Below are 25,723 nucleotides of genomic sequence, written 5' to 3'. Positions count from 1 at the left end.
GCCAGGCGAGTTGTGTTTTTAACCGCCTGATAACACAGGGGAATAAAAGGGAATCGTGATGAATAAAAAGTTAATTTTTACACTGGTGGTGACCGCAGCTTTATTAACCGGTTGTGCCCGTACTGCGCCGATTCACAATGTGAATCAGACACTCTCACAGCGTTATAGTGATAATCAGATGAAAACCGCGATCATCGAAGCGGGCATCAGCCGCAAGTGGGTGATGACGCCGGTTTCGCCGGGTGTTATCAACGGTCGACTGGCACAGCGTGGTTTCGCAGCCAACATTCGCATCTCCTACACCAGCCAGAGTTACCGCATCGATTATCTCAGCAGCGAAAACCTGAAAGCGGGAGAGGGCAAGATCCACAATAACTATAACCGCTGGATCACCAACCTCGATCAGGACATTCAGCTACGCCTGTCAGCGCTGGCGGCAAAATAAGCCGCGCGTTGTCGCACTTATCTGTCGGTACTGAACAATAAAATAAAGATCTTTCGCTGCCGGCCGACAAATCAGATGACCTGCTATTGCTGCATCGCCGGCTAAACCACTACCGTGATCGGCAATAGCCGGGTCGGCAGATATTTCAGGGATGAATCTTTGCTAACGCAAGGAAGGCGTTGACGACCTGATGGACGCAACGCCACCCGTTTTGCTAAAAGAAAATTGAAATGAGACTCGCTTACTCTCTGGTCGACTGGCAGGCGCTGGCTCCCGGGCTGGCCGGACACGATGACTGGCAACGCTGGGCGCTACAGGGCGCGGTAATCGACCCCAACCAGTCCATGGCAAAGCCGCAATTTTTACCGATGATGACCGCACGTCGTCTGAGCGGCGGCAGTCGTGCGGCAGTTGAGTGCGGTCTGGCACTGCTGGCACGTCAGACGGTGGATGCAGTGGTGTTCACCAGCCGTCACGGCGAGTTGGAGCGTAATCTGCGTATCCTGACCGCACTGGCCAGTCAGCAGCCACTGTCGCCCACTGATTTTGCGATGTCGGTACACAATTCTGCCGTTGGCAGCCTCACTATCGCAGCGAAAGCACCGCTGGTATCGACCTCCATCGCGGCCGGGATCGACTCTTTTCAGCAAGGGCTGATTGAAGTCAGTGCCTTACATCAGGCGGGCTATCAGCAGGTACTGCTGGTCGATTTCGAGGGTCTGCTGCCCGATTATTATCTGCCGTGGTTAGCCGAAACCCCCCTTAACGCGCCGTATGCGGTGGCGCTGCTGCTGGCCGCTGGCGATGAGTGGCGCTGCCACAGTCAGCCTCAGCCCGGCGAGATGATCCCCGCCGCGTTGCCGCAAAGTCTCTGCTTTTTGCAACAGTCTCTCGCTGGATCGACGCAGTTCAGCCTGCCAGGCGAGCGCCTGCAGTGGCACTGGGAGAAAAATCATGGCTGATTGCTCACAACCGGCGCAGCCGCGCTGCAGCAGCATCAACTATTACTGGCGGCTGGTGATGACGGCGGTCAGTTTTACCCTTTTCAGCCTCGGCGGCCTGCTGCTGTCGCTGATCGGCTTTAATCTGCTGCTGCTGGTGCAGCGCGACACCTTGCGTCGCCGCCAGCTGGCCCGACGCGCGATCGCCTGCAGCTTCCGCTGCTTTCTGCGCTTTTGCCGCGGGGTCGGCGTCTACGACTACCGGATTGAAGGGGCAGAACTGCTGCAGCAGGATCGCGGTTGCCTGATCGTCGCCAATCATCCGTCGCTGATCGACTATGTGATGATCGCCTCGGTGCTGCCGGAGATGGACTGTCTGGTGAAAGCCGATCTGCAAAACAACCTGTTCTTACGGGGTGTGATCCGCGCCGCCGATTATCTGATCAATAGCGAAGCCGAAACCTTACTGCCTGACAGCCAGCAACGGCTGGCGCGCGGCGACAACATCCTGATCTTCCCGGAAGGGACCCGCACCCGCTATGGCGAGGCGCTGAAGTTGCAGCGCGGTGCCGCCAATATCGCGGTCCGTGCCGGGTGCGATCTGCGGGTGGTTCACATCACCTGTAGCCAGCGTATGCTCGATAAACAGAGCCGCTGGTATCAAATTCCGCCGGTTAAACCGTTGTTTACCGTGCGCGTACAAGCGCGAATCGACAGCCAGTCGTTTTGCGAAAGCAACCAAGATGCACAGCCGCTGGCCGCGCGTCGCCTGACCCGCCATTTACAACAGGCGCTGGTTCCCCTGAATAGGTAATACGAAAACCGGTATGGACTCATTAATCAACGATATCAAACAGATGATTATCGACACCCTCAACCTGGAAGATATCCGTCCCGATGATATCGACACCGAGGCCCCGCTGTTTGGCGAGGGGCTGGGGCTGGATTCAATCGATGCGCTTGAACTCGGTCTGGCGGTAAAAAATCGTTACGGTGTGGCCCTCTCCGCCGAGAGTGAAACCCTGCGCGCGCACTTCTTCTCTGTTGCCTCTCTGGCCGCGTTTGTTGATCAACAACGCGCCTGAACGCTGAGACAAAATTATGATGACCCAAGACCAGATATACCAGGAAGTTGCGTCACTGCTGACCAGCCTGTTTGAAATTGATGCGGCTGAGATTCATCCGGAGGCGCGTCTGTATGAAGATCTCGAACTCGACAGCATTGATGCGGTTGATATGGTGGTTCACCTGCAGAAACGTACCGGCCGTAAAATTAAACCGGAAACCTTCCGCGCGGTGCGTACCGTGCAGGATGTGGTGGATGCGGTTGAACAACTGATGCGCGAAGACGCCTGATCCGCCGTGCTTGCCGCCCTCCGACTGCTGAATCTGCTCACTCTGCTGGCCTGGCCGCTGCTGGTCTGGCTGGCGCTGACGCAACCGCGCTGGCAAGGGCTGTTCTGGCTGCTGGCGCTGCTGTTTGGCTTGCGCTGGCAGGTGCTGCGTCGCCAGCACAATGCGCTGAGTCACGTGATGGGCTGGCTGGCGCTGGCTGGCGCGCTGCTGTGTATCAGCAGCCAGTTACTGCGCAGTCAGCATCTGCTGTTGTGGTATCCGCTGGCGGTGAATCTGGCGATGCTGCTGGTGTTTGGCTCCTCGCTGTGGAGTGCCATGCCGCTGGTGGAGCGCATCGCGCGGCTGCGTGAACCGCAGCTGCCGCTCGCGGCGGTGCGCTACACCCGGCGTGTTACCCAACTGTGGTGCCTGTTTTTTATCGGCAACGGCAGCATGGCGCTGGTGACCTGCCTGCTGGGCGATCTGCGGCTGTGGACGCTGTGGAACGGCGCGATCAGCTACCTGTTGATCGGCACCCTGATGGCGGGGGAGTGGCTGGTGCGTCAGCGGGTGAGGCGAAAAGCATGAAGGTAGCCGAATGGCTGAGCGGGCCCGAACGCGAAGTCGCGTGGCGCGGCGATCGGCCGTTAATGCTCAGCACTATGCGTGCGCAGGTGCGGGCGCTGAGTCAGCGTCTGGCCGCCGACCCCGGGATGCGCTGGGCGCTCTGCTTCGATGACAGCTACCGTTTTTGCGTGGCGCTGCTGGCCTGCTGGTACGCCGGCAAAACCCCGGTGTTGCCGGGGCACTGTCGCGCCGCGCTGCTCAATGAGATGCGCGATCGGCTGGATGGCGTTATCGCCGATATGCCGCTGAGCCTCGACCTGCCGCTCTGGCATTGCGACGATGCGGAAGCGCCAGGCATCCTGCCACCGCTGTCGGCGCAGGCCGGGCTGGTGCTTTACACCTCCGGTTCCACCGGTGCGCCACGTCAGGTAGTGAAATCACTAGCGGTAATGGAGCAGGAAACCCGCTGGCTGATCGATCTGTGGGGCACGCCTCTGCAGCAGTGCCGGATTATCGCCTCGGTCAGTCATCAGCATCTGTATGGTTTATCGTTTCGCATTTTTTTGCCGATGGCGCTTGGCTTGCCGTTTGCCGCGCAGCCGGTGTTTTATGGCGAACAGCTGGCGCAACTGACGCGTCAATGGCGCTACGCCTTTATCAGCAGCCCGGCGTTTTTATCCCGGCTGGATGACGGACTCGATGCGCCCGACTGCGCGCTGATCGTCTCGGCCGGTGGCGCACTGCCGTGGTCTGATGCCGCACGCGTCCGGCAACGATTCGGCTGCCCGGTCAGCGAGATTTACGGCAGCACCGAAACCGGGGTAATCGCTGCACGGCAGTTTGACCGGCCCGACGCGGCCTGGCGCTGTATGCCCCAGGTCAGACTCGCAGCCGTCACGCCCGACCGCTGGCAGGTCTGGTCGCCGCTGATCGCCGGATCTGACGGCTGGCGGCTTGACGATCGTCTGCTGATGCAGCCGGACGGCCAGTTTCAGCTGGCGGGACGCCACGATCGGATTGTCAAAATCGGCGATAAGCGCGTCTCGCTGAGTGAGGTTGAACGGCGTCTGTTAAGCCTGCCGGAAATCACTGATGCGGCGGCGCTGGCGGTGACGCGACAGGGACGACAGGCGATTGGCGTGGTGGTGGCGCTCAACGCTGTGCTGGATGACGCCGCGCTGCATCAGCACAAGCAGCAGTGGAAACGACAGCTGCAGCAGTGGCTGGAACCGCTGGCGATACCGCGCTACTGGCGGGTGGTCGCCGCCATTCCGGTGACCAGCCAAAGCAAACGCGCCTGGCTGCAAATTGAGGAGCTTTTCGATGTTGCCGATTGAACGCAATCGCCTGCTGCAGGATAACAGCGTCACGCTGACGCTACAGATTGATGCCAGCCTGTTCTGGTTTCAGGGCCATTTTCCCACTTTACCGATTCTGCCCGGTGTCGCCCAGCTCGACTGGGTTATGCACTACGGCGTCGGCATTCTGGCGCCCGGCAAACAGTTTGCCGCCATTGATAACATCAAATTCCAGCAGCCGGTGCCGCCCGATTCGCTGCTGCAACTGCGTCTTGACTGGGATGCGGAAAAATCACGCCTCAGTTTTCGCTACAGTCTGCTGGGTGAGGGCACGGAGCAGAGCGCCAGCAGCGGGAAAATTACGCTGTGTTAGGGGCGACATTCTCTCCCTGCGTGGTGATCCCGTGTTACAACCACGGGGCGATGATGGCCTCGGTGCTGACGCGGCTGGCACCGTTTAATTTACCGGTGATCGTTGTTGATGACGGCAGCGATGCCACCACTCAGCTCCAGCTGGCGACGCTGCACGCCCCGCAGCTCAGCGTGCTGCGTCTCGACAGCAATCAGGGTAAAGGCGCAGCAGTGATCCACGGCCTGCGTGCCGCCGCCGCACGGGGCTTTACCCACGCGGTACAGATCGACGCTGACGGCCAGCATCAGGCAGAAGACCTGCCGCTGATGCTGGCCGAAGCGCAGCGCTATCCTGACTGGCTGATCTCCGGTCAGCCGCTGTATGACGATTCGATTCCCAAATCACGCCTCTATGGCCGCTACATCACCCATTTCTGGGTCTGGGTTGAGACGCTGTCGCTGTCGATCCGCGACAGCATGTGTGGCTTCCGCGTCTACCCGCTGGCGCCGGCGCTGGCGTTGTGCGATCGCCGCGCGATCGGCCAGCGAATGGATTTCGACACCGAGATCATGGTCCGGCTCTACTGGCAGGGCACCCGCAGCCGCTTTATTTCCACCCGGGTGACCTATCCGGCCAGTGGTTTGTCGCACTTTGATGCGCTCTATGACAACCTGCGCATCTCCTGGATGCATACCCGACTCTTTTTCGGCATGCTGCCGCGAATCCCGCGTCTGCTGGCGATGCGCCGGCAGACAGCTCACTGGTCGGCCGAACCGGAACGCCGCGGGCAGTGGGGATTACGTCTGATGCTGGCGGTCTATCGCTACGGCGGCCGCCTGCCGTTTATGCTGTTGTTATGGCCGGTGGTGGCGGTCTACTGGCTGAGTGGACAGCGTGCCCGTCGCGCCTCGCAGCAGTGGCTAAGCCAGGTTCGTCTGATTGCGCAGCAGCGGCAGATTTCCCTGCCTGCGCCGCTCAACAGCTACCGTCATTTTCTGCGTTTTGCCGGGGCGATGCTGGATAAAGTTGCCAGCTGGCGGGGCGATCTTCACTGGGGGCGCGATATCGATTTTGCACCCGGTGCCGAAGCGGTGATCCGCACGCCGTCGCCGCAGGGCAAGCTGATTCTGGCCTCGCACCTTGGCGACATTGAAGCCTGTCGCGCCATGGCTCAGCAGGTGAGCGGGCTGGTCATCAATGCGCTGGTGTTTACCGACAATGCTCAGCGCTTTCGCGCGGTGCTGGAAACCATTGCACCGCAGGCCGGAGTAAACCTGATGCCGGTTAGCGATATCGGCCCGGATACCGCCATTCTGCTGCAGCAAAAGCTGGATGCTGGCGAATGGGTGGCGATTGTCGGCGATCGCACCGCGGTTAATCGCCAGCGCGGTGGCGAACGCCGGGTGATCTGGAGTGAGTTTCTTGGCCGGGCTGCGCCGTTTCCTCAGGGACCGTTTGTGCTGGCTGCCGCTTTACGCTGCCCGGTACTGCTGATGTTTGCCCTGCGTCAGCAGGGTAAATTGCGCATTCATTGCGAAGCGTTCGCTGACCCGCTGCTGCTGCCGCGAGCACAACGACAGCAGGCGCTGCAGCAGGCGGTCGATCGCTATGCGGAGCGGCTGGCGCACTACGCGCTGCTGGCCCCGCTTGACTGGTTTAACTTTTTCGATTTCTGGACGCTGCCTGATTCGCAGACCTGCCACAAGGAGTCCGACCATGCCTGAACATCGTGCTGAAATAGCGCTGACCGTCTCCTTTCACGACTGCGACCCGATGGGCGTGGTCTGGCACGGTAACTACTTTCGCTATTTTGAGCAGGCACGCGAAGCGTTACTGCGCAGCATCAACTATAGCTACGCCGAGATGGCCGCCAGCGGCTACGTCTGGCCGGTGGTCGATACCCGGGTGAAATACCGTCAGCCGCTGCGCTGTGAAGAGACCATCTCGGTCATCGCGCGCATTACTGAGTATGAAAATCGCCTGCGCATTGACTACGAGGTCCGTAACGCGGCCGGTCAGATCACCACCAAAGCACATACGCTGCAGGTGGCGGTGGAGCAGGCGACCCAGGCGCTCTGCTTTGTCTCACCAGACATTTTACTGGAACGTTTAGGAGTGAAGGGATGCTAAAAGTAATGCTTACCGGCCTGCTGTTGTGGGCCAGCGCTGCCAGCGCGGTGACGCTCGACCAGCTGCAGCAGCGATTTGCCAGCCAGCCGGTGATCCGTGCCGATTTTACCCAGACCCGAAACATTGCCGGGATGCGTCAGCCGCTGGTGTCGCATGGACAGATGCTGATCGCCAGCCAACAGGGGCTGTGGTGGCATCAGCAGACGCCGTTTGTGATGACACTGCTGCTGGATGATAAGCGCATGGTGCAGAGCCTGAGCGGTCAGCCGCCGCAGGTCATCACGGCCGACAGCAATCCGCAGATGTTCCAGTTTAACCATTTGCTGCGCGCGCTGTTTCAGGCCGACCAGAAAGTGCTGAAGGAAAACTTCCGGGTCGATTTCAGCGATGGCGGTAACGGCCACTGGACGCTGAGCCTGACGCCGAAAGCCGCGCCGCTGAACAAAATTTTCAACCGCATCGACCTCGCGGGCAGCGAGTTTCTGGAGCGGATCGACCTTGATGATAAGCAGGGCGATCGGACACAGATCCTGTTAAGCCATACCCGGATTGAGCCGTCGCAGTTAAGCGATGAGGAGCAGGCGCGTTTTGCCGGGCCGTAACGCACGCCGGTTGGCCGCGCTGTGGATTGCGTTCTGCCTGCTGCTGGCGGTGGCGCTGACGCTATTGCTGCCGCGCAGCCAGCTCAACAGCAGCGTGCTGGCCTTGCTGCCACAGCAGAATCTGGGCGCGGCCCCGCCTGCGCTACAGCAGGCTTTTTTACAGCGGCTGGATCGCCAGCTGGTGTGGCTGGTGTCACCGGGTCCGACTGACGATCCGCAGGTGGCGGCATGGTGGCTGTCACAACTGCGCGCCTTGCCGGCACTGAAACAGGTGCAGGGCGATCTCGATGCGCAGCAGCAGCAACAGTGGGGACGCTTTGCCTGGCAACATCGTAACGGCCTGATCGATGACGCGACCCGCAACCGGCTACAGGACGGCGGCAACGCCCAGGCGGACTGGCAGCTGGCGCAGCTCTTCTCTGCCTTTTCCGGCGTCGGCAGCAAAGAGCTGCAGGGCGATCCGCTGATGCTGGTGCGCGGATCGCAGCTGGCGTTGCAGCAGAACGCCGATCGCATGATGCTCCATAACGGCTGGCTGACGGCGCAGGATCGGCAGGGACAGCGCTGGTATTTTCTGCATGGCGAACTGGCTACTAACGCCTTCAGCCTGCAGCAAAGTCACGCGCTGGTCAGCCAGCTCAATGCGCTGGAGCAGCAGCTGAAAAGCCGCTTTCCGCAGGCGAAATTACTGACCCGCGGCACGGTACTGTTCAGCGATGACGCCAGCCAGCGCGCGCAGCACGACGTGAAAACCCTCGGCAGCCTGACGCTGGGCGGGGTATTGCTGCTGGTGCTGCTGGTGTTCCGTTCGCTGCGGCCGCTGCTGCTGTGCATCACCTCCGTCGCGATCGGGGCGATGGCGGGAACGGTCATCACGCTGATCTGTTTCGGTGAACTGCACCTGATGACGCTGGTAATGAGCCTGAGCATCGTCGGTATCTCGGCCGATTACACGCTCTACTATCTGACTGAACGGATGGTTCACGGCGGTGAACAGACGCCGTGGCAGAGCCTGCGCAAAGTGCGCGGCACCTTATTGTTAGCGCTGGCAACCACCGCTATCGCCTGGCTGCTGATGCTGCTGGCCCCGTTTCCGGGCCTGCGTCAGCTGGCGGTGTTTGCCGCCAGCGGCTTAACCGCCTCCTGCCTGACGGTGATCCTGCTCTATCCGTGGCTGGTGCGCGGTTTGCCGGTGCGTCCGGTGCCGTTGATGGTACCGCTGGCCCGCTGGCTGGCGGCGTGGCGACGTCAGCGCGGATTGCGGGTTGGATTACCGCTGGCCGTGGCGCTGTTTGCCGTGACGGGCATCGCGCAGCTGCGGGTTGATGATGATATCGCCCACCTGCAAAGCGCCCCGGCGCGTCTGCTGGAACAGGATCGTCAGCTGGCGGCCTTAACCGGTCAGCGCGCCGACCAGACCTGGTTTGTGGTCTGGGGAGACGACGCGCAGCAGACCCTGCAACGGCTGGCCCGGCTGGCACCGGATCTGCAACAGGCGCAGCAGCAGGGCTGGCTGCAGCGCTATCGGCTGTTACCTTTACGTTCTCTGATGCAGCAGCAACAGGATCTGAAACTGCTGCGTCAGGCGGCGCCGACTATCGCCACACGGCTGCAGCAGGCGGGGATTACGCTGCCTGCGCCGGATCTCAGTGCAATGCCGGTTACGCCACAAGCCTGGCTCGCCAGTCCGTTAAGCGAAGGCTGGCGTCTGTTGTGGCTGACCCTGCCTGACGGACGCAGCGGTGTGCTGATACCGACCAGCGGGGTAAAAAACAGCCCCGCGCTCAATGCGCTGGCACAACGTCACACCGGCGTGAGCTGGATCGACCGTAAAGCCAGTTACGATACGCTGTTCAGCTTCTGGCGCACCCTGCTGAGTGGCTTGCTGATGCTGGCGCTGGCGCTAATCGCCCTGAGTTTTGTGCTGCGTCTTGGGCTCCGGGCAGGACTGCGCAGCGCGCTGCCCTCGCTACTGTCGCTGGCGGCGGCACTGGCGACGCTCGGCTGGATTGGGGCCTCGCTCAATCTGTTTGCGCTACTGGCGCTGATTCTGGTGCTGGGGATTGGAATTAACTACAGCCTGTTTTTCAGCAATCCCCAGGGCACGCCGCTGACCTCCTTACTGGCGGTCTCGCTGGCGATGATCACCACCTTATTAACTCTGGGCATGCTGGTCTTCAGCAGCACCAGTGCGATTGCCAGTTTTGGTACGGTATTGTGCAGCGGCATTTTTACCGCTTTTTTGCTGTCGCCGCTGGCGATGCGACCCACCCGATCGAGGAGCAAACGATGATGCGCGCCGCCCTGATTTTGTTGACCAGCCTGCTGCTGACTGCCTGCGCGCAGCAGGCACCGGACAACAGCCGTCCTACCGCCTGGCTCAAGCCGGGCGTGCAGATCACGCTGCCGCCGCCCGGCATTCAGCCCGCTTTTCAGCAGCAGCAGTTGCTGACCGGTCAGGTAAAGGGCCGGAGCCAGTCGCTGCTGGTACTGCTGAGCGCCGATCAACAACAGATTAAGCTGGCGGGCCTATCGTCGGTCGGGATTCGTCTGTTTAGCCTGCGCTACGATGGCCAGGGTATTCACACCGAGCAGCTGATGCCATTGCCACAGCTGCCGCCCGCCAGTCAGGTGCTGGCGGACATCATGCTCAGCTACTGGCCGATTGAGGCCTGGCGTAAACAGTTGCCGCCAGGCTGGACCCTGCAGGATCAGCCGTTAAAGCGCCAGCTCAGGGATGCCGATAACCAGCTGGTGACCGAAATTGATTATCTGCAACGCGGCAACCAGCGTCAGCCGATCGCTATTCAGCAGCATGCGTTTGGCTATCTGATCCGCATTCAACATCTGGACGCTTCATGATTTACATCTCTGCCATGGGCATGCTTAACGCCCTGGGTAATGACAACCAACAGATTGCCGCCAACCTCAGCAACGGCGTTGCGCCGGGTATGCAGCTGTGTCACGGCTGGCTGAACGGCGACAAAGCCTGCTGGCTCGGCCGGGTCGACGGCGAGCTGCCAGCGGTGCCGTCGGCGTTCAGCGCCCACAACACCCGCAATAATCAACTGCTGCTGGCGGCGCTGGCGCAGATCCGTCCGGCACTGGACCTGGCGATAGCGCGTTACGGCAGCGAGCGGGTTGCGATTGTACTGGGCACCAGCACCTCCGGTGTCGACGAAGGTGATCGTCAGGTGCGTGGTGAACTGGCTGCGTACCATTACCAGATGCAGGAGCTGGGCGATCCGTCGCGCTTTCTGGCGTACTATCTGGCGCTCAACGGGCCGGCCTACACCATTTCAACCGCCTGTTCCTCCAGCGCCCGCGCCATTATCAGCGGACAACGGCTGATTGCCGCCGGTCTGGCTGATGTGGCGCTGGTCGGCGGTGCCGATTCGCTGAGCCGGATGCCGATTAATGGATTCGACAGCCTGGCCTCGCTGTCCGGCCGCCGCTGCGCGCCCTTTAGCCGGGACCGCGATGGGATTTCAATCGGAGAAGGCGCGGCACTGATGCTGCTGACGCGTGAACCTCAGCCGCTGGCGCTACTGGGCGCGGGCGAATCGTCGGATGCCTGGCATATGTCCGCCCCGCATCCTGAGGGGGAAGGGGCGGAACGGGCGATGCGCATGGCGCTGCAACAGGCCGGCCTCACGCCGCAGCAGCTTGGCTACATCAACCTGCACGGCACCGCGACGCCGCTGAACGATCAGATGGAGGCGGCAGTCATCCAGCGTGTCACGGGCAACAGCGTGCCCTGCAGTTCGACCAAGCACCTGACCGGCCATACCCTGGGAGCCGCCGGGGTCTGTGAAGCTGCGCTCAGCGCGCTGATACTGCAGCAAAACCTGCTGCTGCCGGCGCAGGACTTTAGCTGTGCCGCGCGGGATGAGACGCTGCCCGACTGCGGTTTGCTGACTGAGCCGCAGGCGCTGCAGCGGCCGGTGATCGCCTCGAACTCATTCGCCTTTGGCGGCAATAACACCTGTCTGATAGTAGGACGTCATGATGATGATTAATTCACCTGCCGCCGTCTGGCTGCCGCACGGTTCGCCGATGATGCTGCTTGATCAGCTGATTGCGGTAACTGATGAGCAGGTTCACTGTCAGGTATCGACCTGCCGCACCGGCGTACTGGCGCCGTTCCTGACGCCACAGGGTGAATTACCGGCGTGGTTTGGCGTCGAAATCATGGCCCAGACGGTTGGCGTATGGTCGGGCTGGCACGCCAGCCAGCGCGGCGTCACCCTGATCCCACCCGGTATGCTGCTGGGCGGACGCGGCTGGAAAGCGCATCAGCCTCGCTTTCCGGCTGACGCCACGCTGGATATCACCATGACCCTGCTGATGCGCGACGATCGCATGGGCAGTTTTGAGGGCGAAATTTGCCACGGCGCACAGCGATTAGCCAGCGGGCGTCTCAACACATATCAACCCAATGAAGCAGAGTTACAGCAACTGATGTCACAAGGAAAACAGCCATGACAGCTTCCGTTTTGGTGACCGGCGCCAGTAAAGGCATTGGTCGCGCGATTGCGCTGCGCCTCGCCGGGGATGGTTTTCAGATCATCGTACATTTTAACCGCGATCGGGCGGGGGCAGAGCAGACGCTGCAACAGCTGACGGCGGCGGGCGGCAGCGGCCGACTGCTGGGCTTTGATGTGGCTGACCGGAAGGCGGCTCGCGCCGCGCTGGAGAGCGACATCGAACAGCACGGTGCCTATTATGGCGTGGTCAGCAACGCCGGTATCAGCCGTGATGCAGCGTTTCCCGCGCTGACTGATGATGAATGGGACAGCGTCATTCACACCAACCTCGACAGTTTTTATAACGTGATTCAGCCCTGCGTCATGCCGATGATTGGACTGCGGCGCGGCGGGCGGATCATCACGCTTTCGTCGGTGTCGGGGATGATGGGCAATCGCGGTCAGGTCAACTACAGCGCGGCCAAAGCTGGCATTATCGGCGCGACCAAAGCGCTGGCAATCGAACTGGCGAAACGCAAGATTACCGTCAACTGCATCGCCCCAGGCCTGATTGATACCGGGATGGAGGGACTGGAACCGCAGGTGATCGATGAAGCGATGAAGATCATTCCGATGAAGCGGATGGGCGCAGCAGAAGAGGTGGCCGGGCTGGCCAGTTATCTGATGTCTGACATCGCCGGCTACGTGACCCGTCAGGTGATCTCAATTAATGGAGGCATGCTGTGATCCAGCGCGTAGTGGTAACCGGCATGGGCGGCGTGACCGCCTTTGGTGAAAGCTGGTCGCAGGTCTCGGCGCGTATTCGCGCTGGCCGCAATGCGGTGCGCTTTATGCCGGAATGGCAGATTTATCAGGGCCTGCATACATTATTAGGCGCACCGGTGGATGACTTTGTGCTGCCTGCGCACTACACCCGCAAACGCATTCGTGCCATGGGCCGCGTCTCGCTGCTGGCGACGCGCGCCACCGAGCTGGCGCTGACCCAGGCGGGGCTGATCGATCATCCGGTATTAACCAGCGGTGATACCGGCATCGCCTACGGCTCCTCGACCGGCAGCACCGGCCCGGTTAGTGAGTTCGCCACCATGCTGACCGAGAAGCATACCAACAATATTACCGGCACCACCTATGTGCAGATGATGCCGCACACCACCGCCGTCAATGCCGGGCTGTTTTTCGGCCTGCGCGGTCGGGTGATCCCCACCTCCAGCGCCTGCACCTCCGGCAGCCAGGCGATTGGCTATGCGTGGGAGGCCATTCGTCACGGTTACCAGACGGTGATGGTCGCGGGCGGGGCGGAAGAGCTTTGTCCGTCGGAAGCGGCGGTGTTTGACACCCTGTTTGCCACCAGCCAGCGCAATGATGCGCCGCACACCACGCCAGCGCCGTTCGATCAACAGCGTGATGGCCTGGTGATTGGCGAGGGTGCTGGCACGCTGATCCTCGAATCGCTGGAGCATGCCCAGGCGCGTGGTGCCACCATCTACGCTGAGCTGACCGGCTTTCACACCAACTGCGACGCGGCCCACATCACCCAGCCGCAGCGTGAAACCATGCAGATCTGCATCGAGCGGGCGCTGCAAAGCGCCGGGATTGAGCCAGCTCAGATCGGTTATATCAATGCCCACGGCACGGCGACCGAACGCGGCGACATGGCCGAGAGCCTGGCGACCGCCGCGGTGTTTGGCGCGACCACGCCGATCTCATCACTGAAATCCTACTTCGGCCATACGCTGGGAGCCTGTGGCGCGCTGGAGGCGTGGATGAGCATTGAGATGATGCGTGAGGGCTGGTTCGCCCCGACGCTTAATCTTTCGCAACCGGCTGACAGCTGCGGCGCGCTGGATTACATCATGGCTGAGCCACGGCAGATTGAGACTGACTACATCCAGAGCAATAACTTCGCCTTTGGCGGCATCAATACCTCTCTGATCTTCAAACGCTGGCGCGGCGTCTGATCCGCCGCCCATGCCGCTCGGGCATGGGCATTCTGCCTTCGCCATACCGCGGCTGTTCCCGTCTGTTTATTGCCTGGGCTGACTGCTGATTTTGCTTGCAATTGGCAACGCCCTGCGCATAATCGCAAACCGCAATAATAATGATTCTCAGTCTAATTCAAATCAGGGAACAACCATGCGTCAGCGCCTTTTAACCCCAGGATGTAAACCGACACTGCTGGCAATGCTGATCGGTGCCAGCTGTCTGCCCGTGATGGCGGCAACCCCAGCCTCATCTGCCGCTCCGCGTGATGCCGCGCAGGACGCCAGCCAAAGCGGACAAACCATGACGGTAACCGCCAGCGCCGACGATGACTTTACGCCGGGCGGCGATCAACCGGTCCCGGCTTATCTGGAAGGGCAGGTTGCCCACGGCGGCCGGCTGGGCATGCTGGGTGAGCAAAAGGCAATGGATGTGCCGTTCAACGTTATCGGCTTTACCGCAAAAATGATTGAGGACCAGCAGGCCAAAACTATCGCTGATGTGGTGCGGAATGATGCCGGCGTGCAGAACGTCAAAGGCTACGGCAACTTCGCCGAAAGCTATCGTATCCGCGGCTTCCTGCTGGATGGCGATGATATGACCTATGGCGGCTTGCCGGGCGTGGTGCCGCGTCAGGTGATGGATGCCTCGCTGGTGGATCGGGTCGAAATTTTCAAAGGCGCTAACAGCCTGCTGAACGGCGCGGCCAGCAGCGGGGTCGGCGGCATTATCAACCTTGAGCCTAAACATGCCGGCGCTACGCCGCAGGTGCGAGTGGGTGTGGATTACACCTCCGATGCGCAGATCGGCACAACGGTGGATGCGGGACGCCGGTTTGGTGATAACGACCAGTTTGGCGTGCGGGTTAACCTGGTGCATCGTGAGGGTGAAACCGGGGTGGATGATGAGAAAAAGCGTACCACCGCCGCCTCAATCGGTCTCGACTACCACGGTGACCGGTTACGCACTTCGCTGGATGTTGGCTACCAGAAAAAGACCTTCCATGACGGTTTGCAGGGTATCAACATTAGCGGCGTCGATTTTCTTCCCGCCGTGCCGTCCAACTCGCGCAACTACAGCCAGAAATGGGTCTACAGCGACATGGAGTCGGAGTTTGGTATTGCCCGGGCGGAATACGATCTCAGCGATCGCTGGACCGCGTATGCCGGTTTAGGCGCGCAGCATGCCCATGAAACCGGTAACTACGGCACGCCAAAGCTGCTTAACCGTGAAGGCGACGCCACCATCAGTACCTTCAATACCAACCGCGTGCAGGACAACATGAGCGGTATGGCAGGGCTACGCGGCAATTTCGATACCGGCTTTATTTCGCACAAGGTCAACGTTGGTTATTCCGCGCTGACCACCAATGCGAAAAATGCCTACAACATGTCGCTGACCAGTGCGAACACCAACATCTATCATCCGGATGACGTTGCCGCGCCGCCGGCGAACTTTGCCGGCGGAAACTTCTCCGATCCGCTGACCACTGCACGTTCGCGCACCCAGGGCTATCTGCTGAGCGACACGCTGGGCCTGTTTGATGATTCGCTGCTGCTGACGGTCGGCGCGCGCCATCAGAAAGTGTGGGTGCGTAACTACGACTACAACAGCGGTGCAGAGGATACCGCGTCACGCTACACCAATAGCCGCTGGATGCCGACCTATGGCGTGGTCTACAAGCCGTGGCAGTCGATTTCACTGTATGCCAACCATACCGAAGCGCTGCAGCCAGGCGCGGTCGCGCCGCGTAATGGTACGGTAACCAATCCGGGAGCCATCACCGGCATCGCCCATTCAAAACAGAATGAAGTTGGGGTGAAAGGGGATTTCGGTCGAATCGGCGGCACGCTGTCGCTGTTTGAGATTAAAAAACCGTCGGGGATGATTGGCGCGGATGGGGCGTATGGCATGAACGGGGAGCAGCGACATCGCGGCATTGAAACCAACCTGTTTGGCGAGCCGGTATTAGGCTTCCGCCTTAACGCCAGCGCTACCTGGCTGGATCCGGTGATGACCAAAACCTCCGGCGGCACCTATGATGGCAAACAGGCGGTGGGGGTGCCACGTGACAACTACACGCTGGGAGCCGAATATGACATCAAACCGCTGGACGGGTTGACCGCTACCGCGCTGATCACCCATACCGGTTCACAGTGGGCTGATGCGGCGAACAGTAAAAAAATCGACAGCTATACCACGCTGGATCTCGGACTGCGTTACCGCACCCGGCTTAACCAGAATGAGATGGTGTGGCGCGTCGGGGTCGAAAACGTGACCAATGAGAAGTACTGGGCCAACGTTGACGATACCGGCACTTATCTGTCGCAGGGCGATGGCCGCACGCTGAAAGTCGGGGTCACCTACGACTTCTGATCGGCGTGGCTGAAAGGATAACGGAGCGCAGCACGCGCTCCGTTTTTTTTTCGGGCGAAAGAACCGGACGAAAAACAGGCTTTCATCTACACTGTGACGCGCTGCTTAGTTGACCCGTTCACCGAATTTTACAGGAAGCCCATGTCGTTACCTTCGCCACCCGACGATCAGGATGAGCCAATTCGCCAGTCGCTCGACGATGCTCACTTTGCGATTGTGGTGCTTGCGGTGACCTCGGTTACGCTTATAATCTTTGTCCTGATGATTACGCTCTGGATGAGCTGACCCCGGCGTAATTCAAGGGAATGGAAAAGGAGAAGGCGATGGAATCCAGAGATGACAAACTGATCGCAATTATCGGCCTGCTGGCGGCCTGTCTGATTGGCGTCACGTTTCTGTTCACCATGACCTGGTTAACCGATGTGCGCCATCCCACCGATCCTTCCCTTGATGTCCAGTCCTGTTACCCGAAAAAACCACCGTCTCAGCCGGTCTGATCGCGCCGGGTAAATTTGATCTGCTGACTGCGCAACACCAGCGCCAGCGCCTCATGCAGATTACGGTTACCGTTGGGATCGGCCAGGCCGAACAGCGGACCGGGTGAACGCCGATCGTCAGCCCAGGCCGGGTATTCCACCACCGGATAGAGCGACACTCCCTCCACCGCAATGCCCTGATCCAGCGCCACTGCCACATTCTCACTGATCTCCTGCAGCCAGGGCGCACGCGCCTCGCCTTCGGCACCGGTTTCGGCAATCAGCATCGGCCGCTGAAAGCGTTGCCAGCACTGTGCCAGCAAAATATGCAGCGGCACCCGCGCCGGATCGTCGAGTGACATCGGCCGATCGGGGAAGAACCAGTGATTATCGGGATAGTAATTCAGACCGAGGATATCGAGACAATCTTCACTGCCGCCTAACTCTTTGTCGAGGCGGCCAGCCAGCATGTCCCAGGCTTCAAACTGCGCCTGATGCTGGGCGTCGGCGTAGGGTTTACTGTCCGGATTGTCGGCATGATGGGCAATCTGCACCAGCGGATCGGTCAGCACAAAGCGTGCATCCGGGTAGACCTCACGAATGGCATGAATGGCCGCCAGCGAGGCGCGAACCAGTTGACGCTTCAGCTCTTTGCCGCGTCCCGCCGCGTGTGGATTAAACCAGGCGACATCGGCACCGGCCCACGACCAGAAAGAGATTTGATTAACTGGCGTGAAAAACGGCTGTTCGATGCCCTCATCGCGCATCAGCTGCGCCATCGCGCGGGCGAAACGGCTAAAATGGTCAACAAATTCCGCTTTCCAGATATTAAGATGATCGGGATAGCCGAAGTGCGCCAGTTCCCAGATAATCTGTAAATTCTGGCGCTGCGCCGCGGCGATCATCGGCAGAAAGCTCTGCCAGTCATACTGATTGGGAATTTTTTCAATCAGGTGCCAGCGTGCGCCGTCACGCGCGGTGAAAAGATGCTGTTCTGCCAGGGCGGCGTAATCCTTCTCCAGCAGCATATCGTGGCCGCTGCTGATCACCATGTCGAGTCGTTTTCCCGGCGTGCGGCAGGCGGTGGAACAGGGAAAACTGCCCTGGAAAAAACTGCGGAACAGACTGGGATGATGGCGCTGGCGGGCGTCTGTAAGGGGTTGATGTGACATATTCCTCTCCTGCCGGGCCGATGCCGGTCACAGATCGTCCGACTAAGTCTAGACTAAAAAACTGTCGCAGCGTTTTTACGAAGTCGGAAGGATCGTATAGCGTCAGACCGCGGGCCGGGGAATAATAAAAATAACTGCATTTTACAGGGAATGGTCATGACCGAAGCGTTTGAGCTGTCTCAGCAATCCGAACAGCCCAGCTGGCTGGAAGCGCAGCTGGTGCCGCAGTGCCAGCGCCATCCAGGACTCAGCGGGATTTATCCGCTCAGCGACGGGCTGGACGCTTTTGCGGCGCGCTATCTGCTGATGCAAAAAGCGGAGCGTTCGCTCGATATTCAGTACTACATCTGGCAAAACGACCTCTCTGGCCGGCTGCTGTTCAGCGCAATGCTGGAGGCGGCGCGGCGGGGGGTTAAAGTTCGCCTGCTGCTGGATGACAATAATACGCCGGGCCTGGATGAAACGCTGGCTCAGCTCAACCGTCACCCCAATATTGCGGTGCGGCTGTTTAATCCCTTCTCATTTCGCACCCTGCGGGCGCTGGGCTACCTGACCGACTTCGCCCGGCTGAATCGCCGCATGCACAATAAAAGCTTCACCGTTGATGGCGTCACCACGGTGGTCGGCGGGCGCAATGTCGGGGATGAATATTTCGGTACCGGCAATGAGCCGCTGTTTGCCGATCTCGACGTGCTGGCGATTGGCCCGGTGGTCGATGAGGTGGCACAGGATTTTGAGCGCTACTGGAACAGCCGACCGGTCTCGCCGCTGCAGCAGGTGCTGGACGAGCATGAGCTGGAGGAAGACAGCGTCAGCCTGCCGGCCGAGTGGCGTCACAGCGAGGCGGTGCAGCGTTATCTGCAGCGCCTTGAAAGCGCTTCGCTGCTCCAGGAGCTGGAGCAGGGCAGGTTAGCGCTGACCTGGGCAAGAACCCGGTTGCTGAGTGACGATCCGCGTAAAGGGCTGGGCAAAGCGCGTCGGAAAACGCTGTTGCCACAACGGATGCTGGAGGTGATCGGTACGCCGCAGCGGCAGTTTGACATCATCTCCGCCTATTTTGTCCCGACCCGCGCGGGCGTGGCGCAGCTGCTGTCGCTGAAGCGCAAAGGGGTAAAGATTGCCATTCTGACCAACTCGCTGGCCGCCAATGATGTGTCGATTGTGCATGCCGGTTACGCTAAATGGCGCAAGAAGCTGCTGCGGCACGGCATCGCCCTCTATGAACTGAAGCCGCAGGCGGCGCTGCAGGATGCGCCTCACGACCGCGGTTTAACCGGTAATTCCGGCTCAAGCCTGCATGCCAAAACCTTTTCGGTCGATCAGCAAACGCTGTTCATCGGCTCGTTCAACTTTGATCCGCGCTCGGCGGTACTCAATACCGAAATGGGGCTGGTGATTGAGAGCGAGGCGCTGGCGAAGGAAACCCATCAGCGTTTCAGCCTGTCGATGCGCGATCGTGCCTGGACGCTGCGGCTGGATAAGTGGGGACGGGTCAACTGGCTGGAGTATCCGGATGAAGCGCAGCAGGTGGTGCATAAGCACGAGCCCGGCTGCTCGTGGTGGCAGCGGCTGCAGGTGCGGCTGGTGTGGCGCTTGCCGATTGAGTGGCTGCTGTAAGCTGGACGCTGCTCAGGCTCAGGCTCAGGCTCAGGCTCAGGCTCAGGCTCAGGCTCAGGGAGCCTACGCCGTGCGCAAAAACGCGAAACCCGCCACCCCTGGCGGGCTCAGCGCGGACGGTTACGCACCTCATTCCTGAGGTGCGCCCGTCGCCGGGCCAACGCTCTGCGTTGTTCAAAAACGCTCCCGGCGTTTTTGTCCCTGGTCCGCTATGCTTTGCTACTGGCGTATGTCCCCATCGCTTTACGTTTGTCAGCTATCTTTGGCTAACACCATTGGAGGCCTGCTCCCATCAATCGCCTGAACTCGTCAGCAGACGGAAGCCAAACCCATCGATCACCTGACGCCAGGTTATTTGCGCTCAAACTTACCGGAAAACAGGAAGCGTAGCAGCGGTATCCGCAGATGAATCTCATACAGCAGGAAGGCGATTCCGAACACCATCAGCAGGCCCAGGAAGAAGCCCAGCGTGTTGTTTTCGATGCGCGGGGTCACGTAGATGCCGTACAGCAGGGTCAGCGGATGGTGCACCAGATAGATGAACAACGACGCATTGACCAGATACATGATACGCGGCGAATGTGCATTCAGCAGCTTGTGGCCAAAGCAGAAGCAGACGCTCAGCATGCACAATCCCATCAGCGTTGAAATCAGTGCATCCAGCTCATACAGCCAGCCTTCGCCGCTGCTCAGTCGCTGATTAGCGCAGTAGGCAATAAACATTACCACCGCGCCGACCCACATCAGCGGATTGAAACGGACAAACAACTGCTTCAGCGGCGGATGTTTCCACGCCAGCGCGCCCAGCATAAAGAACGGCAGGTAGAAGAGGGTTTGCATCACGATAATGCTGAACAGGCCATCCATCAGCCAGGCTGGCTGGAACAGAAAGATCAGGCGGCGGAACAGACACCACAGCAACGCCCAGGCCGTTACGCCGGCAGCCAGCGAACCCCAGCCGACCCGGCTGTAATCAATGCTGCGGTGCTGATCGCGCAACCAGCGGAACGTCACCATCCCCAGCGTGGTCAGCATCACCAGCACCACCAGAAACCACAGGTGCGAGATCAGCTCCCACATCAGGTTATTAAATTTTTCATACCGGCTGAAGCGCGGCCAGTCGGCCAGCTTGCTGGTCCAGTTTTTCAGCATAAAAAACTGCGGCAGGGTAATCAGCGGAATAGCGGTCAGTAACGGGATGCCAACCCGCTCCAGCCGCACCTTCAGAAAGCGTCGCGGCTGGTAGCGCAGATAGAGCATGTAGGAGAAATAGCCCGAGATGACGAAAAACACCTGCATACGAAACGCATGAATAAAATCATTGAACAGCGTCAGCCACAGCGAGGCTTCCTGGCTGTTGACTGCCCATTTCTGCGTCGAGTAGATCAGGGAGACGTGAAACGGCACCCCCAGTAACATCAGATACGCCCGGATTGAGTCGAGGAAGTATTCACGTTCAGGTTTTGCTGTACTCATAAAGTTCCAGTTCGTTAGTACGTTTAACCGGTTTCGCCCTGAAACCGGATTATGCTCGGGCGGAATTTTACCTGCGATAAACAAGGTATACTATCAGTGGAATCCGTAGTGTTTAATTGTCCTAAAAGCGGCTCTTTGCCTGACGAAATGCGGGAACAAAGTTGCGCATAAGCTGTCGGAAAACCGAATAATCCTTTAAGATAAGCGGGTTTGATTTAAGCACACGAAAGGGGGGGATGTGCTGACTAAAGAAAAAAATAAAGCCGGACTGATGAAGGTACGCTGGATTGGTACTGCGGTTCTGCTGGCGTTATACGCCAATAACAGTTGGGCGTTTAACATCGATGATGTTGCCAGACAAGCCAAAGCGTTGGCAGGGAAAAGCTTCGAAGCGCCAAAAAGCAATTTACCCTCTCAATTTCGTGAAATGAAATTTGCTGATTACCAGCAGATCCAGTTTAACCACGATAAAGCGTATTGGGGCAAGCTGCGCACGCCGTTCAAGCTGGAATTTTACCATCAGGGGATGTATTTCGACACCCCGGTGCAAATCAATGAAGTGACCGCTAACGCGGTGCGTGAGATCAAATATAACCCCGACTATTTTAATTTCGGCAATGTAAAACATGATGCCGACGCGGTGAAAAACCTCGGATTTGCCGGTTTCAAAGTGCTCTACCCGTTAAACAGCAAGGGTAAAGACGATGAGATCGCCAGCTTCCTCGGTGCCAGCTATTTCCGGGTGATCGGTGCCGGCCAGGTGTATGGTCTGTCAGCCCGTGGCCTGGCGATTGATACTGCGCTACCGTCCGGTGAAGAGTTCCCGCGTTTCAAAGAGTTCTGGATTGAGCGTCCGAAGCCGCAGGATAAACAGCTGGTGATCTATGCACTGCTCGATTCGCCGCGTGCGGCGGGTGCCTATCGCTTTGTGCTGCGTCCGGGCCAGGCGTCGACCGTTGATGTGCAGTCAAAAGTCTACCTGCGTGACAACGTTGGTAAGCTGGGCGTTGCGCCGCTGACCAGTATGTTCCTGTTTGGTCAGAACCAGCCGTCCACCGTGAACAACTTCCGTCCGGCATTACATGACTCAGACGGTCTGTCGATTCACAGCGGCAACGGTGAATGGATCTGGCGTCCGCTGAACAATCCGCGTCATCTGGCGGTCAGCACCTACACCATCGAGAGTCCAAAAGGTTTTGGTCTGCTGCAGCGCGGGCGTGACTTCAACAACTATCAGGATCTCGACGACCGCTACGATCTGCGCCCAAGCGGCTGGGTTGAGCCATTAGGCGACTGGGGTAAAGGCCGGGTAGAACTGGTTGAGATCCCAACGGCTGATGAGACCAACGACAACATCGTTGCGTTCTGGACCCCGGAGACGCTGCCGGAGCCGGGCAAAGAGATGAACTTCAAATATCGCCTGCACTTCTCACGTGATGAAAATCAACTGCACTCTGACGACACGGCATGGGTGAAAAACACCCTGCGTTCTGCAGGTGACGTGAAGCAGTCTAATCTGGTGCGTCAGCCAGATGGCACCGTGGCTTTCACCATCGACTTCGTGGGTAAAGACATGAGCAAGATGGCGGAGAACAGTCAGGTGGCACCGCAGGTCAGCGTGGGTAAAAACGCGGACGTGGTTGAGCAGAGCGTACGTTATAACCCGGTCACTAAAGGCTGGCGTCTGGTGTTGCGTCTGCGTGTGAAAGACAACAAGCAGCCCACCGAAATGCGTGCGGCGCTGGTTAGCGGCGACAAGACATTGACGGAAACCTGGAGCTATCAGTTACCTGCCAATGAATAAATCGACTTTTACACCTCAACGTTACGTGGAATCCCTGCCGCTGGATGCGGCGGGGAAGGCGCGCCTTAGCGCCTCGCTGCAGCATGCTGCAGCGTTTCACTTCATTCATGATGCGCTGGGCAAGGATGTGGCCGCCAGCGATCGTCCCGACGATGCACCGTTAAAATCGGTGTCATCGCGGGTCGAAATGGCCTGGCCCGACTCGCTCGCCAATGGTCAGCAGCTGGGTAAAGATGACCTGGATCGTACCACGCTGAAGGCGATGCCGAAGGTCAAACGCTCCCTGATGTTCCCGGAAGCCTGGCGGACCAACCCGGTCGCTCGCGCCTGGGACTCACTGCGTGGCCATAAATCGGTGCCGCGCTACGCTAACGCGGAAGAGCAGCGTGCCGAAGAAAAATGGCGTCATGTCGGATCGATTCGCCGCTATATTCTGCTGATCCTCACCATCATGCAGACCGTGGTTGCCACCTGGTACATGAAGACCATTCTGCCGTATCAGGGCTGGACGCTGCTGGACCCGATGGAGATGATCAATCAGAACTGGCAGCAGTCGGTGATGCAGATCCTGCCGTACGTGTTGCAGACCGGCATCCTGTTCCTGTTCGCCATTCTGTTCTGTTGGGTCTCGGCCGGTTTCTGGACCGCGCTGATGGGCTTCCTGCAGTTGCTGATTGGTCGTGACAAATACAGTATTTCCTACTCTACCGTGGGGGATGAGCCGCTTAACCCTGCGCACCGTACCGCGCTGATCATGCCGATCTGTAACGAAGATGTTGAGCGCGTTTACGCTGGCCTGCGTGCCACCTGGGAATCGGTGGTGCGGACCGGCAACGCTGAGCATTTCGACGTTTATATCCTCAGCGACAGTTACGACGCCGATATCGCCATCGCCGAACAGAAAGCCTGGATGGAGCTGGTGCGTGACGTCGGCGGTGCGGGCAAGATTTTCTATCGTCGTCGTCGTCGTCGTGTGAAGCGTAAAAGCGGCAACATCGATGACTTCTGCCGTCGCTGGGGCAGCAACTACAGCTACATGGTGGTGCTGGACGCCGACAGCGTCATGAGCGGTGAATGTCTGACCGGTCTGGTTCGCATGATGGAAGCCAACCCGAACGCCGGTATTATTCAGTCGTCGCCGAAAGCATCCGGTATGGACACGCTGTATGCGCGCTGTCAGCAGTTTGCCACCCGCGTTTACGGTCCGCTGTTTACCGCTGGCTTGCACTTCTGGCAGCTGGGGGAATCCCACTACTGGGGGCACAACGCGATTATCCGGGTGAAACCGTTTATCGAGCACTGTGCGCTGGCACCGTTACCGGGTGAAGGCTCCTTTGCCGGATCGATTCTGTCGCACGACTTTGTTGAAGCTGCGCTGATGCGCCGTGCCGGCTGGGGCGTCTGGATTGCCTACGATCTGCCGGGCTCGTATGAAGAACTGCCACCGAACCTGCTGGATGAGCTGAAGCGTGACCGTCGCTGGTGCCACGGTAACCTGATGAACTTCCGACTGTTCCTGGTGAAAGGGATGCACCCGGTTCACCGTGCGGTGTTCCTGACCGGTGTGATGTCTTATCTGTCAGCACCGCTGTGGTTCATGTTCCTGGCGCTCTCTACCGCCTTGCAGGTGGTGCATACGCTGATGGAACCGACCTACTTCCTGCAACCGCGGCAGCTGTTCCCGGTGTGGCCGCAGTGGCGTCCTGAACTGGCGATAGCATTGTTCTCCACCACGCTGATATTACTGTTCCTGCCGAAACTGCTGAGCGTGATATTAATCTGGTGCAAGGGGGCGAAATCCTACGGTGGCGCGATCCGTCTGTTCATCTCGCTGATGCTGGAAATGCTGTTCTCCGTGCTGCTGGCACCGGTGCGCATGCTGTTCCACACCGTGTTCGTGGTCAGCGCCTTCCTCGGCTGGGAAGTGGTATGGAATTCGCCACAGCGTGACGATGATGCCACGCCGTGGAGCGAGGCGTTTAAACGTCACGGTTCGCAGATGGCACTGGGACTGGTGTGGGCAATCGGTATGGGACTGTTGGATCTCAACTTCCTGTGGTGGTTGTCACCGATTGTCTTCTCGCTGATTCTGTCGCCGTTTGTGTCGGTGATGTCGAGCCGGGCAACCATCGGTATCAAGAGCAAGAAGGCCCGACTGTTCCTGATCCCGGAAGAGTATGAGCCGCCAAAAGAGCTGGTGGATACCGATCACTACCTGCAGCTTAACCGTGAGCGGGCGCTGGAAAATGGCTTTATGCACGCGCTGTTCCATCCGGCGTTTAACGCGCTGGCGACGGCACTGGCGACGTCACGTCATAAGCAGAGTCAGTTGCTCGACTATGCCCGCGATCGCCGCGTCGATCAGGCGCTGAGCGATTCGCCAGAAAAACTGAATCGTGAACAGCGCTTACAGCTGATCAGCGATCCGGTGGTGCTGGCACGTGTGCATACCCGGCTGTGGGAGAACGCTGAGAAGTATCATCAGTGGGTGGAGAGTTATCAAAAACTCACCCTCAACCCCAATGCGCTGGTCAAAAACGCGTAAAATGAAAAAGCGGCAGCGATGCCGCTTTTTTTTGCCGGTTATTTGCGGTCAGAGCAGCAGGGGAGATCTCTGTTGCGGCAGGCTAAATCGGGCCAACAGAGCGCGTAGCGCAGGATAACG

25 protein-coding genes are annotated in these 25,723 nt (G+C 59.3%); 23 read left to right on the top strand and 2 right to left on the bottom strand.

All coding sequences use genetic code 11. The features are described from left to right. Positions 1-58: 58 nt before the first annotated feature. From AABB92_RS07550 to AABB92_RS07455, 20 genes are all read left to right on the top strand, one after another. Complete coding sequence (locus AABB92_RS07550) at positions 59-445, top strand: hypothetical protein (RefSeq protein WP_031377678.1); 387 nt, start codon at positions 59-61, stop codon at positions 443-445. A gap of 230 nt (positions 446-675) precedes the next feature. Beyond that, positions 676-1,407: a beta-ketoacyl synthase chain length factor gene (locus AABB92_RS07545; protein WP_031377677.1), complete on the top strand. Its 732-nt coding sequence runs from the start codon at positions 676-678 to the stop codon at positions 1,405-1,407. Further along, the gene (locus AABB92_RS07540; RefSeq protein ID WP_031377676.1) at positions 1,400-2,200 is read left to right on the top strand and encodes a lysophospholipid acyltransferase family protein; all 801 of its coding nucleotides are present in this window, start codon (positions 1,400-1,402) and stop codon (positions 2,198-2,200) included. The genes AABB92_RS07545 and AABB92_RS07540 overlap by 8 nt, the downstream gene beginning before the upstream one ends. 13 nt (positions 2,201-2,213) lie before the next feature. After that, positions 2,214-2,471: a phosphopantetheine-binding protein gene (locus tag AABB92_RS07535; protein WP_031377675.1), complete on the top strand. Its 258-nt coding sequence runs from the start codon at positions 2,214-2,216 to the stop codon at positions 2,469-2,471. A 16-nt stretch (positions 2,472-2,487) separates the two neighbouring features. Beyond that, positions 2,488-2,742, top strand: coding sequence for an acyl carrier protein (locus tag AABB92_RS07530; RefSeq protein ID WP_031377674.1), 255 nt, complete (start codon positions 2,488-2,490; stop codon positions 2,740-2,742). Between the two features lie 6 nt (positions 2,743-2,748). Beyond that, the gene (locus AABB92_RS07525; protein WP_031377673.1) at positions 2,749-3,309 is read left to right on the top strand and encodes a COG4648 family protein; all 561 of its coding nucleotides are present in this window, start codon (positions 2,749-2,751) and stop codon (positions 3,307-3,309) included. Beyond that, positions 3,306-4,625: a class I adenylate-forming enzyme family protein gene (locus AABB92_RS07520; protein WP_031377672.1), complete on the top strand. Its 1,320-nt coding sequence runs from the start codon at positions 3,306-3,308 to the stop codon at positions 4,623-4,625. The genes AABB92_RS07525 and AABB92_RS07520 overlap by 4 nt, the downstream gene beginning before the upstream one ends. Further along, positions 4,612-4,959, top strand: coding sequence for a 3-hydroxyacyl-ACP dehydratase FabZ family protein (locus tag AABB92_RS07515; RefSeq protein ID WP_031377671.1), 348 nt, complete (start codon positions 4,612-4,614; stop codon positions 4,957-4,959). The genes AABB92_RS07520 and AABB92_RS07515 overlap by 14 nt, the downstream gene beginning before the upstream one ends. Beyond that, positions 4,953-6,662, top strand: a complete 1,710-nt coding sequence (locus AABB92_RS07510; RefSeq protein WP_031377670.1) for a glycosyltransferase family 2 protein — start codon at positions 4,953-4,955, stop codon at positions 6,660-6,662. The genes AABB92_RS07515 and AABB92_RS07510 overlap by 7 nt, the downstream gene beginning before the upstream one ends. Further along, the gene (locus AABB92_RS07505; protein ID WP_031377669.1) at positions 6,655-7,068 is read left to right on the top strand and encodes an acyl-CoA thioesterase; all 414 of its coding nucleotides are present in this window, start codon (positions 6,655-6,657) and stop codon (positions 7,066-7,068) included. The genes AABB92_RS07510 and AABB92_RS07505 overlap by 8 nt, the downstream gene beginning before the upstream one ends. Beyond that, positions 7,062-7,670: a LolA family protein gene (locus tag AABB92_RS07500; RefSeq protein ID WP_046288403.1), complete on the top strand. Its 609-nt coding sequence runs from the start codon at positions 7,062-7,064 to the stop codon at positions 7,668-7,670. Before AABB92_RS07505 ends, AABB92_RS07500 begins: the two co-directional genes overlap by 7 nt. Further along, complete coding sequence (locus AABB92_RS07495; protein ID WP_193387669.1) at positions 7,657-9,963, top strand: MMPL family transporter; 2,307 nt, start codon at positions 7,657-7,659, stop codon at positions 9,961-9,963. Before AABB92_RS07500 ends, AABB92_RS07495 begins: the two co-directional genes overlap by 14 nt. Continuing rightward, on the top strand, positions 9,960-10,532 hold the full coding sequence (locus AABB92_RS07490; RefSeq protein WP_031376529.1) for a DUF3261 domain-containing protein: 573 nt from the start codon (positions 9,960-9,962) through the stop codon (positions 10,530-10,532). The genes AABB92_RS07495 and AABB92_RS07490 overlap by 4 nt, the downstream gene beginning before the upstream one ends. Continuing rightward, the gene (locus tag AABB92_RS07485; RefSeq protein WP_046288401.1) at positions 10,529-11,689 is read left to right on the top strand and encodes a beta-ketoacyl-[acyl-carrier-protein] synthase family protein; all 1,161 of its coding nucleotides are present in this window, start codon (positions 10,529-10,531) and stop codon (positions 11,687-11,689) included. Before AABB92_RS07490 ends, AABB92_RS07485 begins: the two co-directional genes overlap by 4 nt. Then, positions 11,679-12,155 carry a hotdog family protein gene (locus tag AABB92_RS07480; protein ID WP_031376530.1) on the top strand — a complete coding sequence of 159 codons (477 nt, stop codon included), beginning with the start codon at positions 11,679-11,681 and terminating at the stop codon, positions 12,153-12,155. Before AABB92_RS07485 ends, AABB92_RS07480 begins: the two co-directional genes overlap by 11 nt. Continuing rightward, positions 12,152-12,883 carry a 3-ketoacyl-ACP reductase FabG2 gene (locus AABB92_RS07475; protein ID WP_031376531.1) on the top strand — a complete coding sequence of 244 codons (732 nt, stop codon included), beginning with the start codon at positions 12,152-12,154 and terminating at the stop codon, positions 12,881-12,883. The genes AABB92_RS07480 and AABB92_RS07475 overlap by 4 nt, the downstream gene beginning before the upstream one ends. After that, positions 12,880-14,115 (top strand): beta-ketoacyl-ACP synthase, encoded by a 1,236-nt coding sequence (locus AABB92_RS07470; protein WP_031376532.1) that lies wholly within the window; start codon positions 12,880-12,882, stop codon positions 14,113-14,115. The genes AABB92_RS07475 and AABB92_RS07470 overlap by 4 nt, the downstream gene beginning before the upstream one ends. 175 nt (positions 14,116-14,290) lie before the next feature. Continuing rightward, a complete protein-coding gene (locus AABB92_RS07465) occupies positions 14,291-16,513 on the top strand; it encodes a TonB-dependent receptor (protein ID WP_031376533.1) in 2,223 nt (740 codons plus the stop codon). A gap of 141 nt (positions 16,514-16,654) precedes the next feature. Next, entirely contained in the window at positions 16,655-16,798 is a 144-nt protein-coding gene (locus AABB92_RS07460; protein WP_162836818.1) for a hypothetical protein, read from the top strand. A 38-nt stretch (positions 16,799-16,836) separates the two neighbouring features. Then, complete coding sequence (locus tag AABB92_RS07455) at positions 16,837-17,010, top strand: hypothetical protein (protein ID WP_162836817.1); 174 nt, start codon at positions 16,837-16,839, stop codon at positions 17,008-17,010. On the opposite strand, the gene AABB92_RS07450 is transcribed toward AABB92_RS07455, so the two are convergent. Continuing rightward, positions 16,998-18,161 carry a glycoside hydrolase family 1 protein gene (locus AABB92_RS07450; RefSeq protein WP_031376534.1) on the bottom strand — a complete coding sequence of 388 codons (1,164 nt, stop codon included), beginning with the start codon at positions 18,159-18,161 and terminating at the stop codon, positions 16,998-17,000. The two genes, AABB92_RS07455 and AABB92_RS07450, sit on opposite strands and share 13 nt — an antisense overlap. 156 nt (positions 18,162-18,317) lie before the next feature. Between AABB92_RS07450 and AABB92_RS07445 the strand changes: the two genes are divergently transcribed. Next, complete coding sequence (locus tag AABB92_RS07445; protein WP_031376535.1) at positions 18,318-19,778, top strand: phospholipase D family protein; 1,461 nt, start codon at positions 18,318-18,320, stop codon at positions 19,776-19,778. 351 nt (positions 19,779-20,129) lie between these two features. Here AABB92_RS07445 and mdoC read toward each other — a convergent pair whose 3' ends face one another. Beyond that, the gene (gene mdoC, locus AABB92_RS07440) at positions 20,130-21,254 is read right to left on the bottom strand and encodes a glucans biosynthesis protein MdoC (protein ID WP_031376536.1); all 1,125 of its coding nucleotides are present in this window, start codon (positions 21,252-21,254) and stop codon (positions 20,130-20,132) included. A 268-nt stretch (positions 21,255-21,522) separates the two neighbouring features. On the opposite strand from mdoC, the gene AABB92_RS07435 reads away from it, so the two are divergent. Together AABB92_RS07435 and mdoH are read left to right on the top strand one after the other, a co-directional pair. After that, positions 21,523-23,058 (top strand): glucan biosynthesis protein G, encoded by a 1,536-nt coding sequence (locus AABB92_RS07435; protein WP_176035886.1) that lies wholly within the window; start codon positions 21,523-21,525, stop codon positions 23,056-23,058. Continuing rightward, a complete protein-coding gene (mdoH, locus tag AABB92_RS07430) occupies positions 23,051-25,603 on the top strand; it encodes a glucans biosynthesis glucosyltransferase MdoH (RefSeq protein WP_046288400.1) in 2,553 nt (850 codons plus the stop codon). Before AABB92_RS07435 ends, mdoH begins: the two co-directional genes overlap by 8 nt. Positions 25,604-25,723: the final 120 nt, after the last annotated feature.

Origin of the sequence: Pantoea brenneri, from assembly GCF_038594305.1 — a bacterium.
Taxonomy (GTDB): Bacteria; Pseudomonadota; Gammaproteobacteria; order Enterobacterales; family Enterobacteriaceae; genus Pantoea; species Pantoea brenneri.
Note: the sequence above shows the minus strand (reverse complement) of the source record. Positions and strands in the feature narration are given on the sequence as shown.